Below are 18479 nucleotides of genomic sequence, written 5' to 3'. Positions count from 1 at the left end.
ATCCGCAACTCGTTTATTCCAGGGTCAGCGCGTCTTCCACCAGGGCTTTCTGCTGCTTGGCGTGGACGGACATGTAACCGACGGCCGGTGAGGCCGAGGCCGGGCGACCGGCGTAACGCAGACGGGCATGGCTTGGCAGCACGCTGTCGTAGTGATGACGGGTGCTGTACCAGGCGCCCTGGTTCTGCGGCTCTTCCTGACACCAGACGAAGTCGGTGACATGGCTGTAGTCGGCCAGGATGGCGCGCACTTCCTCTTCCGGGAAGGGATAGAGCTGCTCGATCCGCACCAGGGCCACGTCCTGCTGCTCGGCCTTGCGACGGGCATCGAGCAGGTCGTAGTAGACCTTGCCGGAGCAGAACACCACGCGCTTGACGCCCTTCGGATCCAGCGCATCGATCTCGCCGATGGCGTTCTGGAAGGTGCCTTGTGCCAGCTCTTCGAGCTTGCTCACCGCCAGCGGGTGGCGCAGCAGGGATTTGGGCGTCATCACGATGAGCGGACGACGCATGGGGCGCACCACCTGGCGACGCAGCATGTGGAACACCTGCGCCGGAGTGGAGGGCACGCACACCTGCATGTTGTGCTGGGCGCACATCTGCAGATAGCGCTCCAGACGGGCGGAGGAGTGCTCCGGGCCCTGGCCCTCGTAGCCGTGGGGCAGCAGCATGGTCAGGCCGCACATCCGGCCCCACTTCTGCTCGCCGGAGGAGAGGAACTGGTCCACCACGACCTGGGCGCAGTTGGCGAAGTCGCCGAACTGGGCTTCCCAGATGGTGAGGCCTGCCGGCTCCGCGCTGGCGTAGCCATATTCAAACGCCAACACAGCGTTCTCGGTCAGCACGGAGTCGTAGATCTCGAACGGACCCTGCTCGTCGTGCAGGTTGCACAGCGGGGTGTAGGTGCTGGCATCGGTCTGGCTGTGCAGCACGGCGTGACGGTGGAAGAAGGTGCCACGGCCGGAGTCTTCGCCGGTGAAGCGGATGCGGGACCCCTTGTCCACCAGGGTGGCGTAGGCCAGGGTCTCGGCAAAGCCCCAGTCCACCAGCTTCTCGCCGGCGGCCATCAGACGGCGGTCTTCGTAGATCTTCTCGACCTGGCGCTGCAGCACATGGGTGGCCGGGTACTGGCTGATGCGCTCACCCAGAGCCTTCAAGTGATCCATGGGCACTGTGCTGTCATAGGCCATGGCCCAGTCGTGACCCAGATACGGGGTCCAGTCCACGGAGTGCAGCTCCATGGGGCGCCACTCCTTGCTCACCCGCTCGCCCCGATCCAGGGTGTCGCGATAGTCGTTCACCAGGGTGGTGGCCAGCTCCGGCGTGATGCTGCCTTCGGCGATCAGCTGATCGGCGTAGATCTTGCGCGGGGTCGGGTGCTGCTTGATCTTCTGGTACATCAGGGGCTGGGTCGCGCTCGGCTCGTCGGCCTCGTTGTGGCCGTGACGACGGTAGCAGACCAGCTCGATCACCACGTCGCGCTTGAAGGTGTTGCGATAATCCAGGGCAATCTGGGTCACCAGCACCACGGCTTCCGGGTCGTCCCCGTTGACGTGCAGCACAGGCGCCTGCACCGCCTTGGCGATGTCGGTGCAATATTCGGTGGAGCGCAGGTCACGCTGATAGGAGGTCGTGAAGCCCACCTGGTTGTTGATGACGATACGCACAGTCCCGCCCACGCCATAGGCACGGGTCTGGGACATGTTGAAGGTCTCGGCCACTACCCCCTGCCCCGCGATGGCGGAGTCACCGTGGATGGTGATGGGCAGGACGCTGGAGCCGTCCTTGTCGCCGCGTCTGTCCATGCGGGCACGCACGGAGCCGATGACCACGGGGTTGACGATCTCGAGGTGGGACGGGTTGAAGGCGAGCGCCAGGTGGACGTTGCCACCCGGGGTGGCGAAGTCGGAGGAGAAGCCCATGTGGTACTTCACGTCCCCGGTGCCCCAGGATTCCCCGTGCTTGCCGGCAAACTCGTCAAACAGGTCCTGGGCGCGCTTGCCCAGCACGTTGATCAGCACGTTCAGGCGACCGCGGTGAGCCATGCCGATGACGGCCTCCTTGCAGCCCTGCTCACCGGCGCGGCGGATAAGCTCTTTGAGCATGGGTACCATGGCATCGCCCCCTTCCAGGGAGAAACGCTTGGCCCCCGGGAACTTGGCACCCAGGTATTTTTCCAGCCCTTCGGCGGCGGTCAGGCTCTCGAGGAAGCGGGTCTTCTCCTCGATGCTGTAGCTGCCCTTCCCTTCGATGGATTCGAGCCTGTCCTGCAGCCAGCGCTTCTCCTCGGTGGAGGTGAGGTGCATGTAGTCGGCACCTATGCTGCTGCAGTAGGTCTTCTTGAGCGAGGCGTAGAGTTCGGAGAGTACCATGGTCTCGCGACCGATGGCGTAGGAGCCCACGTTGAAGGTGGCCTCCATGTCGGCCCCCTGCAGGTTGTGAAACGCGGGATCGAGCTCGGCGACCGGTTCGCGCTGCCACAGACCCAGGGGATCCAGGTTGGCATTCTGATGGCCACGGAAACGGAAGGCGTTGATCAGTTGCAGTACGCGGACCTGCTTGGCATCCACCTGGGGATCGGAGACGGGGGCGCTGTAACGGGAGGGTTCCTTGGCCAGGCGGCGGAAATAGTCGCGGACCTGGGAGTGGGGTTGTTCGACTGCATGTCCATTGACCTGGGGCAGCGCCTGGAACAGGCTGCGCCACTCGTCGGCCACGGAGTCGGGGTTTTCCAGGAAGGATTCGTACAAATCCTCAATGTAGCTTGCATTCGCACCAGCCAGGTGAGATGACTCCAACCAGGCCTTCATCACGCCGTTATGCATTTCTATCCCTTGTACATCTTGTTCACTGCAGCGCAGCTTGTAGGGTCATAGCCATCCCACCAGGGACGGGATGGCTATCCAGAGGTCGGGCCCGGCGCGTGGCGCCCTGGCCCTGATACTAAACAGCCCGGTTGAGCAGCATCGACTTGATCTGACCGATGGCCTTGGTCGGATTCAAGCCCTTGGGACAGACGTTCACGCAGTTCATGATGCCGTGGCAGCGGAACACGCTGAAGGCGTCGTCCAGGTTGCCCAGTCGCTCGGTCGCGGCGGTGTCGCGGCTGTCTGCCAGCCAGCGATAGGCGGCGAGCAGACCGGCCGGACCGATGAACTTGTCCGGGTTCCACCAGAAGGAGGGGCAAGAGGTGGAGCAGCAGGCACAGAGAATGCACTCGTACAGGCCGTCCAGCTTGGCGCGCTCTTCGGGGGATTGCAGGTGCTCACGCACGGGCGGCAGTTTGTCATCGTTGATGAGGAAGGGTTTGACCTTCTCCCACTGGGTGTAGAACTGGGTCATGTCGATCACCAGATCCCGGATCACCGGCAGACCGGGCAAGGGCCGGATGACGACCTTGTTGCCCTTCTTCAGCAGATCGGAGAGCGGGGTGATGCAGGCAAGACCGTTCTTGCCATTCATGTTGAGACCGTCTGATCCACAGACCCCTTCGCGGCAAGAGCGGCGGAAGGCGAGCGTGGGATCCAGCTCCTTGAGCTGGATCAGTGCATCGAGCACCATCATGTCGGAACCTTCAGGAATATCAAGACGATATTCCTTCATATGCGGGACGTTATCAACGTCCGGATTGTATCTGTAGACAGAGAATGTGACGTTCATTGTGCTGGCTCCGCAATCAGTAAGTCCGGACCTTGGGCGGGAACGCCTCACGGGTCTTGGGTGACATGTTGACAGCGCGACGGGTCATGGACTCGGTGTCCGGATGATAGAGGCTGTGGCACAGCCAGTTTTCGTCGTCGCGATCCGGGAAGTCGAAGCGGCAGTGGGCGCCCCGGCTCTCGGTGCGGAAGTTCGCCGCCACCGCGGTGGCAAACGCCGTTTCCATCAGGTTGTCCAGCTCCAGGCACTCGATGCGCTGGGTGTTGAACTCCCTGGAGGTGTCGTCCAGACGGGCGGACTTGAGGCGCTCACGAATGACCTTGAGCTCCTCGAGCCCTTCGGCCATGGCATCCCCTTCACGGAACACGGAGAAGTTGTTCTGCATGCAGCGCTGCAGGTCCTTGCGGATCTGCACCGGATCTTCGCCGCTGCGGGTATTTTCCCAGCGGTTGAAGCGGGCCAGGGCGGCATCGAGATCAGACTCGGAGGCATCGCGACCGTGATCCATCTCGCCCAGGGTGTTGACCAGGTGCATGCCGGCGGCACGACCGAACACCACCAGATCCAGCAGGGAGTTGCCGCCGAGGCGGTTGGCACCGTGCACGGACACGCAGGCGATCTCCCCTACCGCGAACAGACCGACCACCGGCACGTCGTTGCCGTTCTTGTCCTGGGTCAGGCACTGGCCGTTCACGTTGGTCGGCACGCCGCCCATCATGTAGTGGCAGGTCGGGATGATGGGGATGGGTTCCTTGACCGGATCCACGTGGGCAAAGGTGCGAGAGAGCTCGCAGATGCCCGGCAGGCGGGATTCGAGTACGTCCTTGCCCAGGTGATCCAGCTTGAGCTTGATGTGCGGGCCCCAGGGACCGTCGCAGCCGCGGCCTTCGCGGATCTCGATCATGATGGAGCGGGCCACCACGTCGCGACCGGCGAGATCCTTGGCGTTCGGCGCATAACGCTCCATGAAGCGCTCGCCGTCCTTGTTCAGTAGGTAGCCGCCTTCACCGCGGCACCCTTCGGTCACCAGCACCCCAGCCCCGGCGATGCCGGTGGGGTGGAACTGCCACATCTCCATGTCCTGCACGCCGACCCCGGCACGCAGCGCCATGCCGACGCCATCACCTGTGTTGATGTGGGCGTTGGTGGTGGACTGATAGATGCGACCGGCGCCGCCGGTGGCGAGCACCGTGGCCTTGGCCTTGAAGTAGACGACCTCGCCGCTCTCCATGTCGATGGCGGTGCAACCCACCACGTGGCCGTCCTGGTTCTTCACCAGATCCAGGGCATACCACTCGGAGAAGACGGTGGTCTGGTTCTTGACGTTCTGCTGATAAAGCGTGTGCAGCAGGGCGTGGCCGGTACGGTCTGCCGCCGCCGCGGTACGGGCGGCCTGCTCACCGCCGAAGTTCTTGGACTGACCGCCGAAGGGACGCTGGTAGACGGTACCGTTGTCAAAGCGGGAGAAGGGCAGGCCCATGTTCTCCAGTTCATAGATGGCCTCGGGGCCGGTCTTGCACATGTACTCGATGGCTTCCTGGTCACCGATGTAATCGGAGCCCTTGACGGTGTCGTACATGTGCCACTGCCAGTTGTCGTCGTGGGCATTGCCCAGGGCGACCGTGATCCCGCCCTGGGCGGAGACCGTGTGGGAACGGGTCGGGAAAACCTTGGATAACAGAGCGCAGCTCTTGCCGGACTGGGCAATCTGCAGCGCGGCGCGCATACCGGCGCCACCGGCACCGATCACGACCGCATCAAATTCACGAGTTGGAATAGTCACCTTACACACCCCACAGCACGACGAAACCAGTCATCACATAGACAAACAGCACCACCACCAGCACGAACTGCAGCGCACCGCGCAGTCCGACCGGCTTGATATAGTCGGTCAGCACCTGCCACAGACCGATCCAGGCGTGGATCAAGACGCATACGAGTGTCAGCAGGGTGAAGACCTTGGTGAAGGTGTTGGAGAAGAAACCGGTCCACACCTCGTAGGTGATGTCGTTGAACGCGACAAAGCCTACCAGATAGAGGACGTAGCACGTCATGATGAGGGCGGTGGCGCGGATCAGGATGTAATCGTGAACACCGCTGCGCCCGAAAGTTGCAGAATTGGTTACCATACCAGTACCCCCGCCAATACCGCCAAAACCGCGGTGATCACGAAGGCCACACGGGCGCTCTGATTACCGGATTCCAGCTCTTCCCAATAGCCCATGTCCATGACCAGGTGCCGCAGACCGCCCACGATGTGGTAAGCCAGCGCGGTCAGGATCCCCCACAGCACGAACTTGACCAGGAAGTTGTCCATGATGGCAACGACCGATTCAAATCCTTCGGGAGAGGCGAGTGAAGTACCAAGCATCCACAGCAAGATGGCCAATGCCACAAAGGTGATGACCCCTGAGACACGATGCAAGATGGAAGCGATGGCGGTGACAGGAAAGCTGATCGTCTGTAGGTCGAGGTTTACAGGTCTCTGTTTGTTTTTCACGGCTTTGCCCACTCAGCTCCATTGAGCACGTTAGTTATTGTTTTCACACGCTTTGAGGGCTAGGAGTGGCATTTGTTAGGTTTTTGTTACCAAAACAACTCAGGAAAGCCAAAAATAACATTTTAGATATCACATCTGGCTTTGCGAAAGCGTTTCAAACACCGACGACCATCACCCACGTGGCGCAGTATATCGGCGGCCTTAACCAATGACAATCAAATAGCTACACAGAAAATCCAAAACCGTAAACCAGATCCCACAACAGCTTTAACAAGTCATTAATGATCCTCCAGCAAAATTGACAAAGCTGTGGTTCTCTGGTTCAAATAGGGCGCTCCAGCCGCCGTGGTACGGGTAAGAACCTTTGCCAGCGTCATGAAAGTCGTAATAAAGTAGGGCTGGAACCAAATTATAAAAGAGCAAAGGAGACGTGCTATGGCTGATAAGATAGCCACCTTACATCTGCCCGGAAAAGAGCCGGTTGAACTACCGATCCTGTCCGGTACCGTTGGACCCGATGTGATCGATGTCAGAAAGCTGGGCGCGCAAGGGTACTTCACCTTCGACCCCGGATTCATGGCCACCGGTTCTTGCAAATCCTCCATCACCTACATCGATGGCGACCAGGGTGTCTTGCTGCACCGCGGTTACCCCATCGCCCAGTTGGCCACCCAGGCCAGCTACCTCGAAGTCTGCTACATCCTGCTGTACGGCGAAGCCCCCACCAAGACCCAATACGCGGAGTTTGAGCGTCTGGTGACTCGCCACACCATGGTGCACGAGCAGATCGCCTTCTTCTTCCGTGGCTTCCGTCGCGACGCCCACCCCATGGCCGTCATGTGCGGTGTGGTCAGCGCGCTGTCCGCCTTCTATCACGATGCCCTCGACATCAACAACGAGGAGCATCGCGAGATCTGTGCCTTCCGTCTGCTCTCCAAGATGCCGACCCTGGCCGCCATGTGTTACAAGTACTCCATCGGCCAGCCCTTCATGCAGCCGCGCAACGCCCTCTCCTATGCAGGCAACTTCCTGCACATGATGTTTGGCGTGCCGACCGAAGAGTACAAGGTCAACCCCATCGTCGAACGCGCCATGGACCGCATCTTCACCCTGCATGCGGATCACGAGCAGAACGCCTCTACCTCCACCGTGCGTCTGGCCGGCTCCTCCGGTGCCAACCCGTTCGCCTGTATCGCCGCGGGGATCGCCTCCCTGTGGGGTCCGGCCCACGGCGGTGCCAACGAAGCCTGCCTCAAGATGCTCGAGGAGATTGGCTCCGTGGATCGCATCCCCGAGTACATCGGCCGCGCCAAGGACAAGAACGACCCCTTCCGCCTGATGGGCTTCGGCCACCGGGTTTACAAGAACCACGACCCCCGTGCCACCGTGATGCGCGAAACCTGCCACGAGGTACTGACCGAGCTGCAGATCAAGGATCCGCTGCTGGACGTGGCCATGGAGCTGGAGCGCATCGCGCTGTCCGACCCCTACTTCATCGAGAAGAAGCTCTACCCGAACGTGGACTTCTACTCCGGCATCATCATGAAGGCCATCGGCATCCCCATGTCCATGTTCACCGTGATCTTCGCCATCTCCCGTACCATCGGCTGGATTGCCCACTGGAACGAGATGCACTCCGACCCGGACCAGAAGATCGGCCGCCCGCGCCAGCTCTACACCGGTCTGCCGCAGCGCGAGTTCACCCCGCTCGACCAACGCTGATCCGGCGTACCGACATGGTTTGTTACAAAGGCGGTCATTGACCGCCTTTTTATTTGCCGCTTTAATCGCGCCCTTTCGCACCAAGGAGAGACCCTGATGAAAGCCCCCCTGCTACTCTGTTCCACCCTGTTGCTCAGCGCCTGCCAGAGCACCCCGGCCACCGAGACCCTCTATGTCCAGGACAAGCTCGCCGACTGCATCGGTGTCGCCCCCATGAAATGCATGCAGGTGCGCGGCCAGCCCGGCGAGAGCTGGAGCCTCTTCTATCAGCAGATCGAGGGCTTCACCTTCGAGCCCGGCTACCGTTATCAGCTGGAAGTCACCAAGGAGCAGCTGACCGATGTGCCGGCGGATGCCTCCTCTCTGCGCTACCGACTGATCAAGGTAGTGAGCAAGGAAGCCGTTCGCTGAACCTATAAGGGCGTCATATAAACCCTTCCTGTTCAACTAATCAGCACCTTATGCTAGTCTGGTGTCCCGTCATGGATTGACCCACCGCAATAGCGCCACAGGTTATGATTAACATCCGCACCATAGGGGCCCCCGACTGGCCCGCCATCATGGCCATCCAGCACCAGTGTTATCACCTGTTCGATCCCGAGCCCCTCGAGGTGATGCAGAACAAGAGCGAGCTGGCCCCGGCCTGCTGCTGGGTCGCCGAGCACAGGGGCAAGGTGCAGGGCTACCTGCTCTGCCACCCCTGGCGTGCCCACCAACCCCCGCCCCTCTCGGTGCCCATGCAGGGACTGGCTGGTGACGAGGAGTTCTATCTGCATGATCTCGCCGTCGCCCCCGAGGCGCGTGGCATAGGGGTGGGTCAACGCCTGCTCGCCACGGCGCTGGATTTCGCGAGCCGAGAGGGTTACCGCCATGCGGGTCTGGTGGCGGTACAGGATGCCCCGGCCTTCTGGCGCAGACAGGGCTTTATGCCCGCCGCCACGGAGAAGTCGCTGGCAGAGTATGGGGAGGGCGCAGTCTATATGCGCCTGCCCCTGGCCGAGCCGTGCTGAGCGTGCTGATGGCAAAAAACCAATAAAAAAGGCGCCTTTCGGCGCCTTTTTCCATCTCGACTCGGTGAGCATCAAGCCTTGAACTTGCTGAACACCAGGGAGGCGTTGGTACCGCCGAAGCCGAAGCTGTTGGACATGACGGTATTGAGGTCAGCCTCTTCGTACTCGCGCACTATGGGCAGGCCCACCGCCTTCTCGTCCAGGTTCTCGATGTTGATGCTGGGGGCGATGAAGCCGTGTTCCATCATCAGCAGGGAGTAGACGGCCTCGTGCACGCCGGCGGCGCCCAGGGCGTGCCCGGTCATCGCCTTGGTGGCGGAGAGCTTGGGCGCATCCGCACCGAACAGGGTCTGGATGGCTTCCAGCTCCTTGGTATCGCCAACCGGGGTGGAGGTACCGTGGGTGTTGATGTAGTCCACCTTGCCGACACCCTGCATCGCCATCTTCATGCAACGCACCGCGCCTTCACCGCTCGGGGCCACCATGTCGTAGCCATCGGAAGTGGCGCCGTAGCCGGTGATCTCGGCATAGATGTGGGCACCGCGGGCCAGGGCGTGTTCCAGCTCCTCGACCACCAGGATGCCACCACCACCGGAGATGACGAAGCCGTCGCGATCCGCATCATAGGTGCGTGACGCTTTTTCCGGGTTGTCGTTGTACTTGGTGGAGAGGGCGCCCATGGCGTCGAACTGGATGGTGGAAGACCAGTCCAGCTCCTCGCCGCCGCCGGCGAAGACGATGTCCTGCTTGCCGAGCTGGATCAGTTCCAGGGCGTGACCGATGCAGTGGGCAGAGGTGGCGCAGGCGGAGCTGATGGTGTAGTTGACACCCTTGATCTTGAACGGGGTGGCGAGGCAGGCGGAGGTGGTGGAGGACATGGTGCGCGGCACCATGTAGGGCCCCACGCGCTTGACCCCCTTCTCACGGGCGATGTCCGCGGACTCCGAGGTGTTCTTGCCGGAGGCGCCGCCGGAACCGGTGACGATGCCGGTGCGCTCGTTGGAGACCATCTCCTCCGGCAGGCCCGCATCTTCGATGGCCTGCTGCATGGAGAGGTAGGCGTAGGCCGCGGCGTCACCCATGAAACGCATGACTTTACGGTCGATCAGTTCAGACGGATCGAGTTTGATGTTACCCCAGACACGGCTGCGCAGGTTGTACTGTTCAAACTGCTCGGAATAGGTGATGCCGGATTTGCCTGCTTTCAGGGAGGCCAGCACCTCTTCCTTGTTGTTGCCGATACTGGAGATGACGCCGATACCGGTGATCACTGCTCTTCTCATTAATTCATCTCGTCTGGAAAAACTGGCACCGAGTCTACCCGCTTTCGGCTGCCAAACTGGTCTGCTTTCACGTAGAATGCCCGCGATTTTGTGACGCGAGCAGAGGAAAACGTGAGTCAAACATCCTTACAACATGCCCGATTGGACTGGAATGAAGCGGGAACTCCAGTCTCCAGTGAGTTCGGGGATGTGTACTTTTCCAATGATAACGGTCTAAGTGAAACCCGCTACGTCTTTTTGCAGCAAAATCGGCTGCCGGAACGATTTTCGCATCACGATAGTGACAATTTCGTGATTGGTGAAACAGGTTTCGGCACGGGTCTTAACTTTCTGGCGACAATGGCGGCCTTTCTGGAGCAGGCGCCTCCCTCGGGCAAGGGCTCCCGGCTGCACTTCATCAGCTTCGAGAAATACCCCCTTGCCCAGGACGATCTGCGCAAGGCCCTGGCGGCCTGGCCCGAGCTCGCGCACCTTAGCCAGCCGCTCATCGCCCAGTGGCCCCTGCCGGTATCGGGCTGCCACCGCCTGCTGTTTGCGGGCGGCCGCATCCGCCTCGACCTCTGGTTTGGCGACATCAAGAAGATGCTGCCCCAGGTGCCCCATCCGGCAGACGGTCTGGTGGACGCCTGGTATCTGGATGGCTTTTCCCCCGCCAAGAATCCCGAGATGTGGACCCAGGCGCTGTTCGACGGACTGGCCCGTCTCGCCCGCCCCGACGCCACTCTCTCCACCTTTACCTGTGCCGGCTTCGTGCGCCGCGGGCTCATCGCCGCGGGCTTTGCCATGAAGAAGGTGAAGGGCCACGGCAGCAAGCGGGAGATGCTGGCGGGCGCGCGGGAGGGCAAGTCCCCCGAGCAGAGCCTGGCCCCCTGGTATGCCAGGCCCGCCGGTCGGGACGGCGAGGTGCTGATCATCGGCGGCGGCATCGCCTCGGCCATGACGGCGCTCTCCCTGGTGGAGCGGGGTCGCAGGGTGACCCTATTGTGCCAGGATGGCGAGCCGGCAACCGGCGCCTCTGGCAACCGCCAGGGGGCCCTCTACCCCCTGCTCAACGGCGAACACGATGCGCTCTCACGCTTCTATTCCCTCGCCTTCGGCTTTGCCAGAAGCCGGTTGCAGGCACTCGCACAGCGCCATCCGGTCGCGTTCGACCTGTGCGGTGTGGTACAGCTCGGCTATGACGACAAGTCCGCCGCCAAGCTCGCCAAGATGAGCCTGGGCCCCTTCCCCCCCGAGCTGATGCGCCCACTCTCTGCGGCAGAAGTTGAGCAGGTGGTCGGCTTGCCCTGTGGCGCGGGTGGCGTCGGCTATCCCCTGGGGGGCTGGCTCTGCCCGGCGGATCTCACCCGCGCCGCCATCAAGGAGGCGCAGGCCAGCGGACTGCTGCAGGTGGCTTTCAATACCGAGGCTGTCGCCATTGCCGAACAGGCAGATGGCTGGCATATCGAGAGCCAGGATGGCCGCCGCTGGAAAGCCCCCAATCTGGTGGTGGCCGCCGGTCATCATCTGCCCGCCCTGCTCCCCTTCGCCGAACTGCCGCTCTATCCGGTGCGCGGCCAGGTGAGCCATGTGCCGACCACAGCCAGCTTGAGCCTACTCAAGACGGTGCTCTGCTACGACGGCTACCTCACTCCGGCCCAGGGTGGCGCGCACTGCATCGGCGCCAGCTATGGCCGCAACCAGACCGATCTGGCGTATCGTCCCGAGGAGCAGGCCCAGAACCGGGACAGGCTGCTGGCCTGTCTGCCGGGCGAGACCTGGCCAAACGAGGTGGATGTGAGCGGCGACGAGGCCAGGGTGGGGGTGCGCTGCGCCAGCCGTGATCACCTGCCGGTGGCGGGGCCCGTTGCCAGACTGGCGGCGTTGGCGGATCACTACCCCCAGGCACCTTGCGATCAGCAGAGTGCCCCCGCTCTGCCCCTGTATCCCGGCCTCTATGTGCTGGGCGCATTGGGTTCACGGGGTCTCTGCTCGGCCCCCCTGTGCGGGGAGCTGATCGCCGGCGAGATCTGCGGCGAGCCGCTGCCGCTGTCGACCGATCTGCTGGAGGCGCTGCATCCCGCCCGCTACTGGGTGCGCCGGCTGCTCAAGGGCAAGCCCCTGCGCGACTAGCCAGTGGCAACGGCTGCCGCCCGCCACACCATAGGGCGCGCCAACAAAAACGGGCTTCCCCAGGGGAAGCCCGTTTTTTATTCGCCGATGACGATCAACTGCCTGCTGGCCAGCTGACCCCCAGCTTGCGCCCCCCATCGGTCTGCCTGGCCAGGATGGCGAACCGCTCGCGGGTCGCCTCCAGCACCGCCTGCCCCGCCCGCCAGCCCTGATGCTGCAATGCGGCACAGTCCTTGGTCACCGGCAACTGGGCGAGGCGCGTGCCGAGCAGGCTGACGCTCTCGAGCAGGATGTCCTTGTGACGGCTCTCGTAGTCGAACATGGCCGCCACCAGCTTGTCCCACTTCTGGCGCTCCTTCGCGGGCGCCCTGGCCTTGTCCATCCAGTTCGGCACCCTGACCCTGATCCTGGCCGTCACGCTGGCCCGATCCAGCTCGCAGCGCGCCGCCGCAGACCTCGTCTGCAACTGCCAGGAGAGCTGATAGCTGGCCCTGCCGATGTGGCCGTCCGCCTGTGCAGGGGACAAGGCGGTGATCTGGCGCATCACGGCGGCCACATCGGCACCGGACACCCGGTAGAACTGGAAGTCGACCTTGATGTCAGGCGCCACCCGAATGCCTTCGTAATGGGATGGCACTGCACCGATCGACGCGGCATACATGAGGGTCGCCATCACCCCTGTCTTGCTAAAGAGTCCCATCTGCCCGCGGCCTTGCCCCTTGTGAGTCCCAGCTTAATTTCAATTAATAATCAATGAATTAATAGTCAGATTGGGAGATTAACCGCGATCCCGGGCGCTGTCACCTGCTGTCGGCAGCGGGATGGTACAAAGGTGGCAAATATCACCCCGGTCGGGCGGGGATTTGCAGGCGAGATCACAGGCAGCCACCTAACCCGTGGTGAAATACTCCTTATGAGGTAATAATCCTGGCGTTTTTGTTGGCCCGTGTCGATGTAACCAGCACAACCCCCGGTTATCCCGTGACAGGCCCGGCATCACTTCACTCTCAGGAACCTGCATATGATGGAACTCCTTATTGGCACCCTGGTCACCCTGGCCGTGGGTCGCTACATCTTCAAGGGCTACTCGGCCACCGGAGTATTGCTCAGCGGCGGCCTGCTGCTGCTGGTCATCACCGCCCTGATGGGCAAGGCGGTGCTGCCCGCCAGCGTCACCTCCACCGGTCACGCGGCCACCGACGTGTTCGAGTACGTGCGCTTCCTGCTGGTGGACAGGGGTGGTGGTCTCGGCATGCTCATCATGGTGCTGTGTGGCTTCGCCGGCTACATGAGCCACATCGGCGCCAACACCATTTTGGTGAAGCTGGCCAGCAAGCCGCTCGGCGTCATCAAGTCTCCCTACATCCTGCTGGTAGCCGCCTACCTGGTGGCCTGCGCCATGTCGCTCGCGGTGAGCTCCGCCACCGGCCTCGGGGTGCTGCTGATGGCCACCCTGTTCCCGCTGATGGTCAACATGGGGATCTCCCGCGGCGCCGCGGCGGCGGTGTGCGCCTCCCCGGCCGCCATCATCCTCTCCCCCACCTCGGGGGACGTGGTGCTGGCCGCCCAGGCCGCCAACATGGAGCTCATCGACTTCGCCTTCAAGCTGACCCTGCCCATCTCCCTCACCGCCATCGCCGCCATGGCGGTGACCCACTTCTTCTGGCAGCGCTATCTGGATGGGAAGTCCGGCGAACACAACGCCCCGGTCGCCCCGAGCGATCTCGTCACCGATGCCCCCGGCTTCTACGCCATCCTGCCCTTCACCCCCATCATCGGCGTGCTGCTGTTTGACGGCAAGCTGGGACCCAAGCTCGAGATCGTCACCATCATCGTCATCTGCCTGGTGCTGACCGCCCTGCTGGAGCTGGCGCGCAAGCGCAACGGCCGCGAGCTGCTGGACGGGCTGCAGGTGTGCTGGCGCAGCATGGCCGACGCCTTCGCCGGCGTGGTGATGCTGCTGGTGGGAGCCGGGGTCTTCGCCCAGGGGCTGATGGGGCTCGGCTTCATCGCCAACCTGCTGGATCTGGCCCAGAGCTTTGGCACCGGCGGCATCGTCATCATGCTGATGCTGGTGGTCATCACCACCCTGGCCGCCTTCACCACGGGCTCGGGCAATGCCCCCTTCTACGCCTTCGTGGAGCTCATTCCCCATCTCGCCACCAGCCTCGGGGTCAACCCCGCCTACCTGGTGATCCCCATGCTGCAGGCCTCGAACCTGGGCCGTACCATCTCGCCGGTCTCCGGGGTGGTGGTCGCCTGTGCGGGCATGGGCAACCTGTCGCCGTTCGAGGTGGTCAAGCGCACCTCGTTGCCGGTCGCGGTCGGCCTGCTGGTGGTGATCCTCGCCACCCAGATCATGGTACCTGCCTGACTGGTCGCCAGCCCGGCGCCCGCCGGGCTGGCATCCCCCCCGCCCCATGCAGTAGACTCGGTGCTCTTTTTCTCTAGGGAGGACCGAAATGAGTATTACGGTTCAACTTGCCCACTTCAGCGACTGCCACTCCCACTTCGACGGCGCCCCCATGCGCTTCTCCCCCGTCGGCGAGTCCGAGTGGCGCACCCAGTGCGGCGGCTACGCCCGCATCCTGAGCAGGCTCACCACCCTGCGCCAACAGGCCGAGGCGGCCGGTCAGACTTGCCTCTTCCTGCACGGCGGCGACACCTTCCAGGGCTCCCTCTATTTCAACCGCTTCAAGGGGCGGGCCAACGCCGACCTGCTCGCCTTGCTGCGACCGGATGCCATGGTGATCGGCAACCACGAGTTCGATCTCGGCAACGGTCCCCTGGTGGAGTTCCTGCGCCAGCTCGACTTCCCTGTGCTGGCGGCCAACCTCGACAGTCGCCAGGAGCCCGCCGATGCGCCCCTGCGGCTGCAGGGGCTGCCGAGGCTCCATGACGCCAGCCGCCCCTGGCACAGGCGCGTCATCGACGGCGTTCCCTTCGCCCTGCTCGGCATCACGCTGCCGCAGATGGCGGCCATCGCGAATCCGGATCCCCACACCCGCTTCCACGGTATCGAGGATACCCTGGACGCCGCCCTCGGCGAGATCAGGGCCGAGGGGATCCAGCACATCATCTTGCTGAGCCACCTGGGGCTTGAGCAGGACAGGCGGCTGGCCGAGCGCTTCCCGGCCCTCAGCCTCATCGTCGGTGGCCACACCCACAGCCTGTTGGGGGATCTGGCCCCCCTCGGGCTCGAGAGCGAGGGGGAATACCCCTTGATGGTCAACGACGTCGCCATCCTGCACGCCGCCCACAGCGCCCTCTGCCTCGGGGTGTGCGAGCTGGCGTTTGACGAGCACGGCCGTGTGCGGCGAAGCCGCGGCCGGCTGGAGTGGCTGCCCTGGCAACCCTGGCCGTTCGACTCCAAGCCCCCCGCAGGGCTGCACTTCTGTGAACCGGCCCCCGAGATAGAGCAGCATCTGGCCAGGCGCTATCGCCCCGAGCTCGAGACCATGACCCAGCGCGTGGTGACCCGGCTCGACGGGCCCCTGCACCATCAGCGCCTGCCCGATACGACCCTGCCCGCCGGCAGCCAGGTGGCCCCCCTGGTGGCGCAGGCCATGCTGACCGCCGCCCGCGAGCAGGTGGGGCAGGTGGACTTCGCCCTGCACAACGCCGGCGGCGTGCGCTGTTCCCTCGAACCCGGCCCCCTGAGCGAGGCGGACATCGCCGGTCGCCTGCTGCCGTTTGCCATCCCCCTCACCCTCTACCGGGTGCACGGCCATGAGCTCGCCGAGGCGCTGGAGGGGGCCATCGACAACGCCACCAACAACGGCGTGGTCGGCAACGGCAGCGGCAGCTTCCCCTACACCGCCGGGGTGCGCTTCTGCTATCGGGCCGACAGGCCGAAAGGGAGCCGGATCACCCGCCTCGAATGGGAGGCGAGTCCTGGCCAGTGGCAGGCGGTCGAGCCCGATGCCATCTATCGGGGGGTCTCCAGCGCCTACACCGCCTCCGGCAAGGAGGGTTACACGGCGCTGGCCCGCACCCTGACCCAGCACAATCAGGAGCTCGGCATCACATTGGCGGATGCCTTCATCCGCTGGGCCCGTCACCTGCCCGAGCTCGCCCCCCTCCCGGCGCTGGTGGAATACCAGGGCCACTGAACCGGGGCCGGGCCTCGGGCCCGGCCCCCTGTCACCGTCCGTCGGCAACCAGACCACGGGCGGCGCCTGGCGAATGTGCCGGGCGCCAGCGCTTTCCTGCCTCATGCGGCTCGGCAAGGCCAGGGCAAGCCCCGCCTTTCTTGTGCGTGACGGCACTGAAAACGTTACTTTTGCGAATTATTTCAGGCGCCTACTCTTCTTCCATTGCATCGTGCCGCCCGGCTCGGCAAGATAAGCCCGCTTTTTCAGTCTTTCCCGCAGGAACAGGTCACCCATGAATCACGCCATCCACTTTACCCCGCAACGCCACAATCCCGGGATCCGGCCGCTGGTTGTCCTGCTCACCGCCCTGATGGCGCTGCTGTTCTGCCTGCGCAATCCGCTGTTTCACGTCATGGCGCCGGGCTTCGATGCCTCCCTGTTTGCGGTCATGGGCAAGATGTGGAGCGAGGGGGGCGTGCTCTATCGGGACATGATCGACATCAAGGGCCCCATGATCTTCGCCCTCGATGCCCTCGGCTACTCCCTGGGCGGCTTCTTCGGGATCTGGCTGCTGGAGTGGGCACTCTGCTGGCTGGGGCTGCTCGCGAGCTGGCAGGCCTTCGCCCAGCTCGGCCTCTCCCTGCGCGCGCGCCTTGGCAGCATGCTGGCGCTGCTGGCGCTCTACGGCACCCGCTACTACTACGGCAACATGACCGAGGACTGGACGTTCCATCTGGCCCTCATCGCCCAGTGGGCCTTCATCACCCTGCTGCTGGACAAGCGATTCAGCTGGGGACCGGCCCTGGTGGCCGCGCTCACCTTCGCCGTCGTGGCCTGGATGCGCACCAACAACGGCGCCTTCTGGGGCGCCTGGTATCTGGTGCTGTTCTGCCACTGGTGCCTGCGCGAGCAGTGGCGCTGCGCCTTCGCCCTGCTCTTCTCCAGCCTGCTGGGACTGGCAGTGATCGGCGGCCCGTTGCTCGCCTACTTCCAGCACCATGGCCTCTTGGCCGAATTCCAGTACTACGCCTTCGGCATCTTCTTCGAGGGCAGCTACGGCAACGGCTTCTCGCCGGAGGTGGGAGCCGTCGGCCTGCTGCGCACCGGCCTCGTCATGCTGCTGCCGGCCTTCATTCTGCTGATGATGAGCCGGCGCCAGGAGTGGTATCTGCCCGTCCTGTGCGCCACCCTGTTCGGCGTGCTGTTCACCCTGGTCGCCAACTCGGTCTCCGGCCATGTGTTCGACCACTACGACGTGCTCTATCTGCAGCTTGGCCTGTTGCCGCTGGCCTGCCTGCTGGATCGCAGCGAACAGCACTCCGATGCCCTGGGCCTGCTCTGCATCTCCCTGGTGGTGCTGACCGCCAGCTGGCTCTTGGCCCAGCAGCTCGGCTACGGCTGGAGCACCAAGGAGTGGTCGCTCCCGCGGGTGCGCGAGGTGCTCGGCAACAGCCTGCTGTGGGCCCTGCCGGTGCTGATCCTGGTGCCGCTCTGGCGCGCCTGGGACGTGCGCAGCACCACCCCCTGGCTCGCCTCGCTCGCCATGCTGGCGCTGCTGGTCAACAACGCCTGGGAGGGCAACCTCAAGGGCAGGCCGTTCAATCCGCCGGCCCAGGTGCGGGTCGACCGCATCAAGGCCGAAACCGGACCAACCGACAAGATCTGGGTGGACGGCATCCAGCCGCAATATTACCTCTGGACCGATCGCCAGCCGGCCTCCGCCTATCTGTTCTTTGCCAACGTCAACCCGCCCTATGACGTGCGCGAACGGGTGCTGGCCGACATCCAGCGCCAGTCGCCCAAGTTCATCATCGCCAAGCCGGAGCGGGTGGCACAAGAGCTCAAAGAGCCGAGCTCCCCTTCCCATCTCGCCTTCTACCAGTATCTGGTGGGCCGGTATGAAGAGGTGGATCCAGGCCTCTATCGCAGGCGCTGAACAGACACCCTGCACCGATAAATATCAGATAAGGGCCGTCATCATGACGGCCCTTATCATTGGATGAAGGCGCAGCTCGTGCCAGACGAGGGGATGCTCGCCATCACGCCGGGTATCCAAGGCCCGGCACCGCGATTACAATGGCGCTCTTTTTCGTGGCAGA

The 18479-nt window shown here is 63.5% G+C and carries 14 protein-coding genes; 7 read left to right on the top strand and 7 right to left on the bottom strand.

Annotation, left to right across the window (positions count from 1 at the left end; genetic code table 11):
* Positions 1–13: 13 nt before the first annotated feature.
* The 5 genes from sucA to sdhC all read right to left on the bottom strand — a co-directional run bounded on the left by sucA (position 14) and on the right by sdhC (position 6171).
* Positions 14–2824, bottom strand: a complete 2811-nt coding sequence (gene sucA / locus R2B70_RS08465) for a 2-oxoglutarate dehydrogenase E1 component (RefSeq protein WP_042075441.1) — start codon at positions 2822–2824, stop codon at positions 14–16.
* Between the two features lie 118 nt (positions 2825–2942).
* Entirely contained in the window at positions 2943–3659 is a 717-nt protein-coding gene (locus R2B70_RS08460) for a succinate dehydrogenase iron-sulfur subunit (protein WP_042075439.1), read from the bottom strand.
* Between the two features lie 16 nt (positions 3660–3675).
* Positions 3676–5442, bottom strand: coding sequence for a succinate dehydrogenase flavoprotein subunit (gene sdhA / locus R2B70_RS08455; protein ID WP_042075436.1), 1767 nt, complete (start codon positions 5440–5442; stop codon positions 3676–3678).
* A 1-nt stretch (position 5443) separates the two neighbouring features.
* Positions 5444–5788 carry a succinate dehydrogenase, hydrophobic membrane anchor protein gene (sdhD, locus tag R2B70_RS08450; RefSeq protein WP_010674495.1) on the bottom strand — a complete coding sequence of 115 codons (345 nt, stop codon included), beginning with the start codon at positions 5786–5788 and terminating at the stop codon, positions 5444–5446.
* Positions 5782–6171, bottom strand: coding sequence for a succinate dehydrogenase cytochrome b556 subunit (gene sdhC, locus R2B70_RS08445; RefSeq protein ID WP_029314418.1), 390 nt, complete (start codon positions 6169–6171; stop codon positions 5782–5784). The genes sdhD and sdhC overlap by 7 nt, the downstream gene beginning before the upstream one ends.
* A gap of 423 nt (positions 6172–6594) precedes the next feature.
* On the opposite strand from sdhC, the gene R2B70_RS08440 reads away from it, so the two are divergent.
* From R2B70_RS08440 to R2B70_RS08430, 3 genes are all read left to right on the top strand, one after another.
* Positions 6595–7881, top strand: a complete 1287-nt coding sequence (locus R2B70_RS08440; RefSeq protein ID WP_042075430.1) for a citrate synthase — start codon at positions 6595–6597, stop codon at positions 7879–7881.
* A 96-nt stretch (positions 7882–7977) separates the two neighbouring features.
* Entirely contained in the window at positions 7978–8292 is a 315-nt protein-coding gene (locus tag R2B70_RS08435; protein ID WP_318163141.1) for a DUF4377 domain-containing protein, read from the top strand.
* Positions 8293–8396: 104 nt separating this feature from the next.
* Positions 8397–8891: an N-acetyltransferase gene (locus R2B70_RS08430; RefSeq protein ID WP_318163140.1), complete on the top strand. Its 495-nt coding sequence runs from the start codon at positions 8397–8399 to the stop codon at positions 8889–8891.
* 71 nt (positions 8892–8962) lie between these two features.
* Here R2B70_RS08430 and fabB read toward each other — a convergent pair whose 3' ends face one another.
* Positions 8963–10174 (bottom strand): beta-ketoacyl-ACP synthase I, encoded by a 1212-nt coding sequence (gene fabB / locus R2B70_RS08425; RefSeq protein ID WP_209791993.1) that lies wholly within the window; start codon positions 10172–10174, stop codon positions 8963–8965.
* A 90-nt stretch (positions 10175–10264) separates the two neighbouring features.
* Between fabB and mnmC the strand changes: the two genes are divergently transcribed.
* A complete protein-coding gene (mnmC, locus tag R2B70_RS08420) occupies positions 10265–12286 on the top strand; it encodes a bifunctional tRNA (5-methylaminomethyl-2-thiouridine)(34)-methyltransferase MnmD/FAD-dependent 5-carboxymethylaminomethyl-2-thiouridine(34) oxidoreductase MnmC (RefSeq protein WP_318163139.1) in 2022 nt (673 codons plus the stop codon).
* Between the two features lie 94 nt (positions 12287–12380).
* Here the strand turns inward: mnmC and R2B70_RS08415 are convergent, their stop codons facing one another.
* Positions 12381–12986: a DUF922 domain-containing protein gene (locus R2B70_RS08415; RefSeq protein WP_318163138.1), complete on the bottom strand. Its 606-nt coding sequence runs from the start codon at positions 12984–12986 to the stop codon at positions 12381–12383.
* A 321-nt stretch (positions 12987–13307) separates the two neighbouring features.
* Here R2B70_RS08415 and dcuC point away from each other — a divergent pair, with 321 nt between their 5' ends.
* The 3 genes from dcuC (at position 13308) to R2B70_RS08400 (ending at position 18316) form a co-directional block, all read left to right on the top strand.
* Positions 13308–14660: an anaerobic C4-dicarboxylate transporter DcuC gene (gene dcuC, locus R2B70_RS08410; RefSeq protein ID WP_042075417.1), complete on the top strand. Its 1353-nt coding sequence runs from the start codon at positions 13308–13310 to the stop codon at positions 14658–14660.
* A gap of 88 nt (positions 14661–14748) precedes the next feature.
* Positions 14749–16398, top strand: a complete 1650-nt coding sequence (locus R2B70_RS08405; RefSeq protein WP_318163137.1) for a bifunctional UDP-sugar hydrolase/5'-nucleotidase — start codon at positions 14749–14751, stop codon at positions 16396–16398.
* Positions 16399–16672: 274 nt separating this feature from the next.
* On the top strand, positions 16673–18316 hold the full coding sequence (locus R2B70_RS08400; protein WP_318163136.1) for a hypothetical protein: 1644 nt from the start codon (positions 16673–16675) through the stop codon (positions 18314–18316).
* The last annotated feature ends 163 nt before the right edge of the window (positions 18317–18479 follow it).

Source organism: Aeromonas sp. XH, from assembly GCF_033348475.1.
GTDB classification, from domain to species: Bacteria; Pseudomonadota; Gammaproteobacteria; order Enterobacterales; family Aeromonadaceae; genus Aeromonas; species Aeromonas sanarellii.
Note: the sequence above shows the minus strand (reverse complement) of the source record. Positions and strands in the feature narration are given on the sequence as shown.

Coding starts and splice junctions, on each gene's coding strand:
- sucA (WP_042075441.1), bottom strand. CDS start 2,824: ATGCATAACGGCGTGATGAAGGCCTGGTTGGAGTCATCTCACCTGGCT.
- R2B70_RS08460 (WP_042075439.1), bottom strand. CDS start 3,659: ATGAACGTCACATTCTCTGTCTACAGATACAATCCGGACGTTGATAAC.
- sdhD (WP_010674495.1), bottom strand. CDS start 5,788: ATGGTAACCAATTCTGCAACTTTCGGGCGCAGCGGTGTTCACGATTAC.
- R2B70_RS08440 (WP_042075430.1), top strand. CDS start 6,595: ATGGCTGATAAGATAGCCACCTTACATCTGCCCGGAAAAGAGCCGGTT.
- R2B70_RS08435 (WP_318163141.1), top strand. CDS start 7,978: ATGAAAGCCCCCCTGCTACTCTGTTCCACCCTGTTGCTCAGCGCCTGC.
- R2B70_RS08430 (WP_318163140.1), top strand. CDS start 8,397: ATGATTAACATCCGCACCATAGGGGCCCCCGACTGGCCCGCCATCATG.
- fabB (WP_209791993.1), bottom strand. CDS start 10,174: ATGAGAAGAGCAGTGATCACCGGTATCGGCGTCATCTCCAGTATCGGC.
- R2B70_RS08415 (WP_318163138.1), bottom strand. CDS start 12,986: ATGGGACTCTTTAGCAAGACAGGGGTGATGGCGACCCTCATGTATGCC.
- dcuC (WP_042075417.1), top strand. CDS start 13,308: ATGATGGAACTCCTTATTGGCACCCTGGTCACCCTGGCCGTGGGTCGC.
- R2B70_RS08405 (WP_318163137.1), top strand. CDS start 14,749: ATGAGTATTACGGTTCAACTTGCCCACTTCAGCGACTGCCACTCCCAC.
- R2B70_RS08400 (WP_318163136.1), top strand. CDS start 16,673: ATGAATCACGCCATCCACTTTACCCCGCAACGCCACAATCCCGGGATC.